Origin of the sequence: Actinokineospora sp., assembly GCF_050699995.1 — a bacterium.
In the GTDB taxonomy this organism is placed as follows: Bacteria; Actinomycetota; Actinomycetes; order Mycobacteriales; family Pseudonocardiaceae; genus Actinokineospora.
The window spans coordinates 23,769-34,214 of the sequence record NZ_JBOHGC010000234.1 but is presented as its reverse complement, the minus strand read 5'-3'; the positions used below and the strand labels follow the sequence as shown (position 1 = coordinate 34,214).

General features: G+C 73.1%; 1 protein-coding gene and 1 pseudogene. Both read left to right on the top strand.

Going from position 1 to position 10,446, the window contains the following annotated elements:
• Positions 1–4,881: SDR family NAD(P)-dependent oxidoreductase (locus ACRDSQ_RS12635; RefSeq protein WP_431421146.1), on the top strand; the 4,881-nt coding region annotated here is incomplete at its 5' end.
• A gap of 44 nt (positions 4,882–4,925) precedes the next feature.
• A pseudogene (locus ACRDSQ_RS12630) lies at positions 4,926–10,409 on the top strand (type I polyketide synthase); the annotation flags it as partial.
• Between the last annotated feature and the right edge of the window lie 37 nt (positions 10,410–10,446).

Genomic DNA, 10,446 nt, shown 5'->3' with positions numbered 1-10,446 from the left:
GCGTACACGCTCGGGCTTGAGGGGCCTGCCGTCACCCTCGATGCCGCCTGCTCGTCGTCGCTGGTCGCGCTCCACTTCGCGGCGCACGCGCTGCGTACGGAGGAGTGCTCGCTGGCCCTCGCCTCCGGCGTGACCGTGATGGCGACGCCGAACATGTTCGTCGAGTTCGCGCGCCAACGCGGGCTGGCGCCCGACGGCCGTAGCAAGTCGTTCGCCGCGGCAGCCGACGGCGTCGGCTGGTCCGAGGGCGCGGGCGTTCTCGTGCTCGAGCGGCTGTCGGATGCGATGCGCAACGGGCACCGTGTGCTCGGGGTGATCCGCGGCTCGGCGGTGAACCAGGACGGCGCCTCGAACGGGTTGACGGCGCCGAATGGCCCGTCGCAGGAGCGGGTGATCCGCCAGGCGCTGGCGAACGCGAGCCTGTCGCCGGCTGAGGTCGACGCGGTCGAGGCGCACGGCACCGGGACCACCCTCGGCGACCCGATCGAGGCCCAGGCCCTGCTGGCCACCTACGGCAAGAACCGGCCCGCCGAGCAGCCGCTCTGGCTGGGCTCGGTGAAGTCCAACATCGGCCACACCCAGGCCGCCGCGGGCGTCGCCGGGGTGATCAAGATGGTGATGGCGATGCGGCACGGCGTGCTGCCGACCTCGCTCTACGCCGACCAGCCCACCACGCACGTCGACTGGTCCACCGGCGCGGTCGAACTGCTGGCCAAGGCCCGTGACTGGACCCCCAACGGCCACCCCCGCCGCTCCGGCGTCTCGTCGTTCGGCATCAGCGGGACCAACGCGCACGTGATCATCGAGGAAAGCCCGGAGCAGCCGAGCCCGCTGGTGGACCCGCCCGCCACGCAGACCGCGCGCTACGCCGGTCCGCCCGCCTGGGTGATCAGCGCCCGCAGCGCGGATTCCCTTGTCGCCCAAGCGAAGCGGCTGCGCGAGTTCGCGGCGGGCGAGGTCGACCCGGTCGACGTCGCCCGCGCCCTGGTCACCACCCGCTCACGGCTCAAGCACCGCGCGGTCGTCCTCGGTCAGGACCGCGACAGCCTGCTCGCCGCGCTCGGCGACTACCTCGACGGCAAGCCCACCGGCGACGTCGTGCACGGTGTCGCGCGGGAGAAGGCCAAGCTCGCGTTCCTGTTCACCGGGCAGGGCGGCCAGCGCGCCGGGATGGGCCGGGAGCTCTACGCCGCGTTCCCCGCCTTCGCCGACGCGCTCGACGAGGTGTGCGACGCGCTCGACCCGCACCTGGACCGCCCGCTGCGCGAGGTGATGTGGGCCCGGCCCGACACCATGGACGCGTTGGAGCTCAACCACACCCGCTACACCCAGCCGGCGCTGTTCGCCCACGAGGTGGCCGCCTTCCGGCTCCTCGAGTCGCTCGGTGTCCGACCCGACTACCTGGCCGGGCACTCGGTCGGCGAGTACGCCGCCGCGCACGTCGCCGGGATCTGGTCGCTCGAGGACGCCGCCCGGCTGATCACCGCCCGGGCCCGGCTGATGCAGGCGCTCGACGCCCCCGGCGCCATGGTCGCGATCGAGGCCACCCCGGAAGAGGTGGAGCCGACGGTGTCCGGCCTGGTCGCGATCGCCGCGGTCAACGGCCCGACCAGCGTGGTCGTCTCCGGTGACGAGAAGGCCTGCCTCGCGGTGGCCGAACACTGGCGCGGGCAGGGCAGGCGCACCCGCAGGCTCTCGGTCAGCCATGCGTTCCACTCGCCGCTGATGGAGCCGATGTTCGACGCCTTCGCCGCCGAACTGGCCGCGGCGACCTTCGGGGACGCCCGCATTCCCTTCGTCACCAACCTGGTCGGCTCCGACGAGGTGACGTGGACCGGCCCGGAGTACTGGGTGGAGCAGATCCGCCGCGCGGTCCTCTTCCGCGACACGGTCGCCGGTCTCGAAGCGCACGGCGTGGACACGTTCATCGAGGTCGGCCCGGACGCGGTGCTCTCCGCCATGGCGCACGCCTGCCTCAGCGCGCCGGAGGCCTCGGTTGTCGCGCTGCACCAGCGCAAGCGCTCGGAGCCCGACGCGCTGCTCGCCTGCCTGTCGAACGCCACGGTCGCCGGAGTCGCGGTCGATTGGTCCGCGCTGTTCGGCCCCAACGACACCCATGTCGACCTGCCCACCTACGCGTTCGACCGGCGGCGCTTCTGGCTCGACCCGCCCGCGAAGGGCGCGGACGCCGCGTCCCTGGGCCAACGCGCGCTGGAGCACCCGCTGCTCGGCGCAGCGGTCGATCTTGGTGGTGAGGGCGGCCTGGTGCTCACCGGTCGGCTGTCCCTGGCAGGCCACCCCTGGCTCGCCGATCACGTGGTGTCCGGCGCGGTCGTCGTACCCGGCACAGCGGTGCTGGACGCGGTCATGGAGGCCGCGGCGCAGGTCGGCTGCGACCACGTAGAGGAGCTGATGTTCGAGGCGCCGTTGGTTCTGCCCGCGGATGGCGACCTGTCCCTGCAGATCGTGATCGACGGCCCCGGCGAGTCCGACGAGGCGCGGCCGGTGCGGGTCTTCTCCCAGACCGGAGACGCGGGCTGGGTGCGCTGCGCCTCCGGGGTTGTCGGCAGTGGCGGTGGCGACGGCGGTGCTCGCGCTTGGGCGGAGTCGTGGCCGCCCGCGGGCGCCACGGCGGTATCGGTCGACGGCGGCTACGACGGCCTGGAGCTGCTCGGCTACGAGTACGGCCCGGCCTTCCGCGGCGTGTCCGCGGTGTGGCGCCGGGGTGCGGAACTGTTCGCCGAGGTCCACGCCCCCGAAGGCCTCGACTTGGCGGGCTTCGGTATCCACCCCGCCGTTCTGGACTCGGCGTTCCACGCGCTGGTGCTCACCGCCGACTCCACGGAACTGAGGCTGCCCTTCGTGTTCCGCGGTGTCCGCCTCCTCGCCTCCGGCGCCTCGGCGCTGCGGGTGCGGCTGGCGGCCTCGGGCGACGAGGTCGTGGTGGAGGCCGTCGACGGCGGCGGCAGGCTGGTCTTCGGGATCGACTCCCTGCGGGTGCGGACCATCTCCGCGGCCCAGCTGGCGTCGTCGGCCACGGCCGGGCCGGTGCCCTACGCGGTGCGCTGGACGCCGGTCGCGGCCACGGCGGGCGACGTGTCCCGCTGGGTGAGTGTCGGCGAGCAAGTGCCTGGCCTGGTGGGCTACCCGGACCGTGACGGCTTGCTGGCCGCGGTGTCGAGCGGTGAGCTTTCGATGCCGGAGTGCGTCGTGGTGCCGTGCGTCGCGGGGCCGGGGCCGGTGCCGCAGGGCGTGCGCGAGGTGTCCGGGCAGGCGCTCGACGTGCTGCAGGCATGGCTGGCCGACGAGCGGCTCGCCGACTGCCAGGTCGTGTTCCTGACCCGAGGCGCGGTCGACGGAGCAGGCGCCGTGGTCGGCGGGTCGGTGTGGGGCCTGGTTCGCTCGGCGCAGGCCGAGTACCCCGGCCGGTTCGTCCTCGCCGACGCGCCCGAAGCGTTCGAAGAGTGGGAAACCCTTGCCAGCGCGGTGACGGCGGGGGAGTCGCAAGTGATCGTTCGCGACGGCGCCGTGTCCGCGCCGCGGGTCGAGCGGGTGGCCACCACCGCTGGCAAATCCACTGTGGACTGCTCGGGCACGGTCCTGATCACCGGTGGCACCGGCGGTCTTGGGGCCCTGATCGCCCGCAGGCTCGTGGAGCGCCACGACGCCCGGACGCTGCTGCTGCTTTCGCGGCGCGGCCCCGACGCACCCGGCGCGGCCGAGCTGGTGTCCGAACTGGAGGGTCTCGGCGCCTCGGTGCGGGTCGCCGCGTGTGACGTGTCCGACCGGGCCGCACTGGCCGAGGTGCTGGCCGCGCACCAGCCGCTGTCCGGGGTGGTGCACACGGCGGGCGTGCTGGACGACGCCACCATCGACGGGCTCTCCGCGCAGCGGCTCGACACGGTGTTCACCCCGAAGCTCGACGCCGCCTGGCACCTGCACGAGCTGACCCGCGACCTCCCGCTGTCGATGTTCGTGCTGTTCTCGTCCCTGGCGGGCATCCTGGGCAACCCGGGGCAGGGCAACTACGCCTCCGCGAACGTCGCCCTCGACGGCCTCGCGGCCCACCGACGCGCCTCGGGTCTGCCCGCGGTCTCGGTGGCGTGGGGCTTGTGGGACACCGACTCCGGGATGTCCGACACGCTCACCGACACCGACGTGGCGCGGATGGGCCGATCGGGCATCGCGCCGCTGACCGTGGACCAAGGCCTGGAGCTGTTCGACCTCGCCCTGGCCTCGCCGGATCCGTTGCTGGTGGCCACGAACTGGGACAGCGCCGGCCTGCGCTCGCGGGCCGAGGGCGGCGTCCTGCCGCCGATCCTCAGTGGGCTCGTCCGCGCTCCCCGCCGCACGGCGGGCCCCGGCGCCGCGAGCGGCGGCCCGGCCACCCTCACCGCCAAGCTGGCCACCCTGACCGAGGCGGAGGGCGCGCGACTGCTCAGCGACCTTGTCCGCGGGCATGTCGCGGCGGTCCTGGCTTACTCCGGCGCGGACGCGGTCGAGGTCGACCGGCCTTTCAGCGAACTCGGCTTCGACTCGCTCACCGCGGTCGAACTGCGCAACCGGCTCGACGCGGAGACCGGGCTGCGGCTGCCCGCGACGCTCGCGTTCGACCACCCCACGGTGGCCGCGCTCTGCGAGTTCCTGCACCGCACGCTGGCGCCCGCGCCGCCGTCCGCCGAGGACACGCTGCGGGCCGCACTGGACCAGGTGCAGCTCATGGTCGACGCCGAGGACGGCGCCACCCGCGCCAAGCTCGTCGCGATGCTCAACGCCACGCTCGCCCGGTTCGGCGGCCCGGCCGGGGCCGACGGGGTCGAGGACAAGATCCGCTCCGCTTCCGACGACGAGATCTTCGCCTTCATCGACAGCGAACTCTGACGCCTTAGCTGACTTTTACCACCACTGCTTTGAAAGGCTGGGACATGGCGACCGAGGAAGAACTGCGCGGCTACCTCAAGCGCGTCATCGTCGACCTTGCCGACACCCGCCGCCGGCTCACCGAATCCGAGAGTGCTGCGGCCGCGCGCCAGGAGCCGATCGCGATCGTCGGGATGGCGTGTCGGTTCCCCGGCGGCGTGACCAGTCCCGAGGAGCTGTGGGACCTGGTGGCCGATGGGGTCGACGCGATCGGCGAGTTCCCCGACAACCGGGGCTGGGACCTCGACGGGCTCTACGACCCGGACCCCGACGCGCTGGGCAAGTCCTACACCCGACACGGCGGCTTCCTTTACGACGCGGGCGATTTCGACCCCGGGCTGTTCGGCATGAGCCCCGGCGCGGCGCTCGCCACCGACCCCCAGCACCGGCTGTTCATGGAGACCACCTGGGAGGTCTTCGAACGCGCGGGCATCGACCCGGCGGCGATCCGCGGCTCGCGCACCGGGGTCTACATCGGGAACATGTTCGACTTCTACGGCACCCGGTTCCTCGGCTCGGTCCCCGAAGCGGTCGAGGGCACGCTCTACACCTCAAGCCTGCCCTGCATCCTGCCCGGCCGGGTGGCCTACACCTTCGGCCTCGAAGGGCCCGCGCTCAGCGTGGACACCGCGTGCTCGTCGTCGCTGGTCGCGCTGCACCTCGCGGTCCAGGCGCTGCGCAACGGCGAGTGCTCGATCGCGCTCGCCGGTGGCACCACGGTCATGGTCACCCCCGACATGTACGTCGAGTTCTGCAGGCAGCGCGTCCTGTCCCCGGACGGCCGCTGCAAGTCCTTCTCCGCCGCCGCCGACGGCGCCGCGTGGTCTGACGGCGTGGGTGTGCTGCTGCTGGAGCGGCTGTCCGACGCGCAGCGCAACGGCCGCCGGATCCTCGCTGTGGTGCGGGGTTCCGCAGTCAACCAGGACGGCCGCAGCAACGGCATGGCCGCCCCGAACGGCCCTTCGCAGGAACGGGTGATCTGGCAGGCCCTGGCCGACGCCCGGATCGACGCGAACGAGGTCGACGCCGTCGAGGCGCACGGCACCGGAACCCGCCTCGGCGACCCGATCGAGGCGCAGGCGCTGCTGGCCACCTACGGCAAGAACCGGCCCGCCGACCGCCCGCTGTGGCTGGGGTCGCTGAAGTCGAACATCGGCCACACCCAGGCCGCCGCGGGCGTCGCGGGCGTGATCAAGATGGTGATGGCCATGCGCAACGGCACGCTGCCACCCACGCTGCACGCCGCCGAGCCGTCCCCGCACGTGAACTGGGACAACGGCGGGGTCCGGCTGATCACCGAGCCCGCGCCGTGGCCCGCGGACGACCGGCCCGCCCGGGCGGGCGTGTCGAGTTTCGGGGTCAGCGGCACCAACGCGCACGTGATCCTCGAAGTAGTCCCGGAGGACACCGTCCCTGACGAACACGCAGCTGACGAACACGCAGCTGACGAACCCGCGGCCGAAGGTCCGCTGGTGTGGGTCGTGTCCGCCCGGACCGAGCAGTCGCTGCGGGCGCAGGCCGGCAGGCTGCGGGCGTTCGCGGAGTCGGCCTCCGACACCGACCTCGCGGCCGCCGGCCCGGCGCTGGCCCGGCGCACGACGCTGGCCTCCCGTGCCGTAGTGATCGCCGACGACCGGGCCGAACTGGTGGCGGCGCTGGCGGCCATCGCCGCGGGCGAGCCGCACGTGTCCATTGTGGAGGGTATGGCGCCCGCGGACGCACGGCCGGTGTTCCTGTTCCCCGGCCAGGGGACGCAGTGGGTCGGGATGGCCGTCGAGCTGATGGACTCGAACGAGGTGTTCCGCGACCGGCTGGCCCAGTGCGACAAGGCGCTCGCGCCGCACACCGGCTGGTCCGTCCTGGGTGTGCTGCGCGCCGATGAGGGTGCGCCGCTGCTGGACAGCTCGGACGTGATCCAGCCGGTGCTGTTCGCGATGATGGTGTCGCTGGCCGCGGTGTGGCGCTCGATCGGTGTCGAGCCCGCCGCCGTGGTCGGCCACTCGCAGGGCGAGATCGCCGCCGCGCACATCGCGGGCGCGCTCTCCCTCGAAGACGCCGCGCGGATCGTGGCGCTGCGCAGCCGGGTGCTGGTCAAGCTCGGCGGCACCGGCGGGATGCTCGCCGTGGCCCTGCCCGCCGCCGAGGTGACCGAGCGGATCGCCCCCTGGGCCGACCGGCTCTGGCTCGCTGTCCACAGTGGACCCGCCAGTGCGGTGGTCGCCGGGGACGGCGACGCGCTCGACGAGTTCGCCGAAGCCTGCGGCGAGGCGGTCAAGACCCGGCGCGTCGACGTCGACTACGCCTCACACACCCCGCACGTCGAGGCCCTGCGCGACGAACTGGCCACGGTGCTCGCCGGGATCACCCCCGCCGAGACCGACATCCGGTTCTGCTCGTCGATGGCGGGCGGCTTCATCCCGACCACCGACCTGACCACCGGGTACTGGTACGACAGCCTGCGCCGGCCGGTGCGGTTCGACCAGGCGGTCGCCGCGTTCGCGGGCCACGGCACCCCGGTGTTCATCGAGGTCAGCCCGCACCCGGTGCTGGGCGGCGACGTCGAGGACATCCTCGCCGCGGCCGCAATCCCAGGCCAGGCCTGCGGATCGCTGCGCCGCGGCACCGGTGACTGGCGGCGCTTCCTCACCGCCGCCGCCCACGCCTACGTCATCGGGGCGCCGGTCGACTGGACCGCCGTGCTCGGCGCCGCACCGCGCCACCTCGACCTGCCCACCTACGCCTTCGACCGCCGCCACTTCTGGCTCCAGCAGACCCGGCGCGCCGCGGGCGGCACCGACTCGAAGCACCCCCTGCTCACCTCCGTGGTGCCGATGGCCGACGGCGGCTTCCTGTTGTCCGGCACGCTGTCCCGCGAGGCGATGCCTTGGCTGTCCGACCACGCGGTCGAGGACACCGTGCTGTTCCCCGGCAGCGCGTTCGTCGAGCTCGCGCTCGAAGCGGCCGCGGTGGCGGGTTGCGACCACCTGGACGAACTCACCCTCGAACACCCGCTCGTCCTGCCCGACACCGGATCGGTGGACGTGCAGCTCGCCGTCGGGCAAGCCGACACCGAGCAGCGCCGGACCGTGACGGTGTACTCGCGCTCCGGTTCCGCCTGGGTGCGGTGCGCCTCCGGCTCGGTCGGCATGGGCTCCGTCGACGAGGTCTGCGAGTGGGCGAAGCAATGGCCGCCGCGCGGTGGTGCCGTCGGCGACGCGGAGCGCGGATACCGCGACCTGGCCGCGCTGGGCTACCAGTACGGCCCCGCTTTCCAAGGCGTCATCGGGGTCTGGCGGCACGGCGACGAGCTGTTCGCCGAGATCGCCGCCCCCGAAGGCCTCGATTTTACCGGTTTCGGCATCCACCCCGCGGTCCTCGACGCCGCGCTGCACCCGATCGCCTTGGCGGCAGGCTTCGGCGAGCTGCGGCTGCCGTTCGTCTTCGGCGGCGTCCGCCTGTGCGCCACGGGATCGTCGGCGCTGCGGGTGCGGCTGACGGTCACCGGTGACGACGCGCGTGTGGAGGCGGCCGACACCACCGGCCGACTGGTCTTCGCGATCGAGTCGCTGCGGGTTCGGGAAGTCGCCGTCGAATCGCTGCGTGTGGGCGCACCCTCGCCCACGGACGCGCTCGGCGTGGACTGGGTCGACCTCGCCGTCACGCCAGACGAAGACCTGTCGCGCTGGGCCTACCTGGGCAAGCCGGTTCCCGGCATCGACGGGTTCGCCGATCTCGACGCGCTGGTCACCGCGGTCGCCGATGGCAGGCCCATGCCGGACTTCGTGGTCGTCGCGACCGCGGCGGAGCGGATGGACGTGCCCGACGCGGTGCGCGAACTCTCCGCCCGCGTGCTGGACACGGTCCAGCGGTGGATCGGCCGGATCGACGCCGAGCTGTTCCCCGAGTCCCGCCTGGTGTTCCTCACGACCGACGCCGTCGGCCCGGACGCCGGTGACCGCCCCTGCAGCGTTGTCGGCGGCGCGGTCTGGGGCCTGGTCCGCTCGGTCCAGTCCGAACACCCCGACCGGTTCGTGCTCGCGGATGTGCCGGACGAGTTCGCCGACTGGGGTTCGCTGGCCGCCGCGGCGACGCTCGACGAGTCGCAGCTGGTCATCCGTGACGGGTTCAAGGGAACCGTGCTCGTTCCGCGCCTGGCCCGCAGGCCGGTCCCCGCGCCCCGCGAAGTGGACAAGCTCGACACGGTCCTCGTGACCGGTGGCACCGGCGGCCTCGGCGCGCTGGTCGCGGAGCGGCTGGTGACCGGACACGCAGTGAATCGGCTGGTGCTGACCTCGCGGCGCGGCGCCGACGCGCCGGGCGCGGCGGAGTTGGTGGCGCGGTTGGAAAGTCTCGGCGCCGCCGTCGACGTGGTCGCCTGCGACGTGTCCGACCGCGAAGCGCTGGCCAAGCTGGTGGCCGATGTGGCGCCACGGCTCTCCGGTGTGGTGCACACGGCGGGCGTGCTCGACGACGGCGTGGTCGAGGCGCTGTCCGCCGATCGGCTCGACACCGTGCTGCGGCCCAAGGTGGACGCGGCCTGGCACCTGCACGAGCTGACCCGCGACGTGCCGCTGTCGATGTTCGTGCTGTTCTCCTCGCTGGCCGGAGTCCTGGGCACACCGGGACAGGCCAACTACGCGGCGGCGAACGTCGTCCTCGACGGTCTCGCCGCGCACCGGCGCAGGCTGGGCCTGCCCGCGGTGTCGATCGCCTGGGGCCTGTGGGACAACGCGACCGGGATGACCGGCGCGCTCACCGAGGCGGAGGTCGCGCGGCTGGCCCGCACCGGCATCGCCGCGCTCACCCCGGAGCAGGGTCTTGCCCTGTTCGACGCCGCCCTGACCGAGCCGGAGGCGCTGGTCGTCGCCGCGAACTGGGACCTTGCGGGCCTGCGGTCGAGGGCCGAACGCGGTGACCTTCCACCGGTCCTGACCGGGATGGTCCGCGGTGTCCGCCGGGCCGCGGCGGCCGGACCGGACGCGGGATCGCGTGGGCTGGCGGTGAAACTCGCCGCGCTGACCGAGGACGAAGCCCGTCAGGTGCTCACCGACCTGGTCCGCACGCATGTCGCCGCGGTACTCGCTCAGTCCACTGTGGACAACGTTGGTCTCGACCGGCCGTTCGGCGACTTGGGCTTCGATTCACTGACAGCCGTGGAGCTTCGCAACCGGCTGGGCGGCGAGACCGGGCTGCGGCTGCCCGCGACGCTGGCCTTCGACCACCCCACGGTGCGGGCGCTCGCCGACTACCTGCACCGGACCCTGGCCCCCGAGGCGCCCTCGCCTGAGGACACCTTGCGGGCGTCACTGGAGCAGGTGCACCGGATGCTTCCCGAACACGGGGATTCGGCGCGGGCCAAGGTGATCGCGATCCTGCAGAGCACGCTGGCCCGGCTCGGGGCCGAGACGAACGGGTCCGCCGGGGTGCAGGACAAGATCCGCTCCGCCTCGGACGACGAGATCTTCGCCTTCATCGACAGCCAGCTCTGACCCTGACGTCTGACCCTGACGATGGACTTTCCTTACC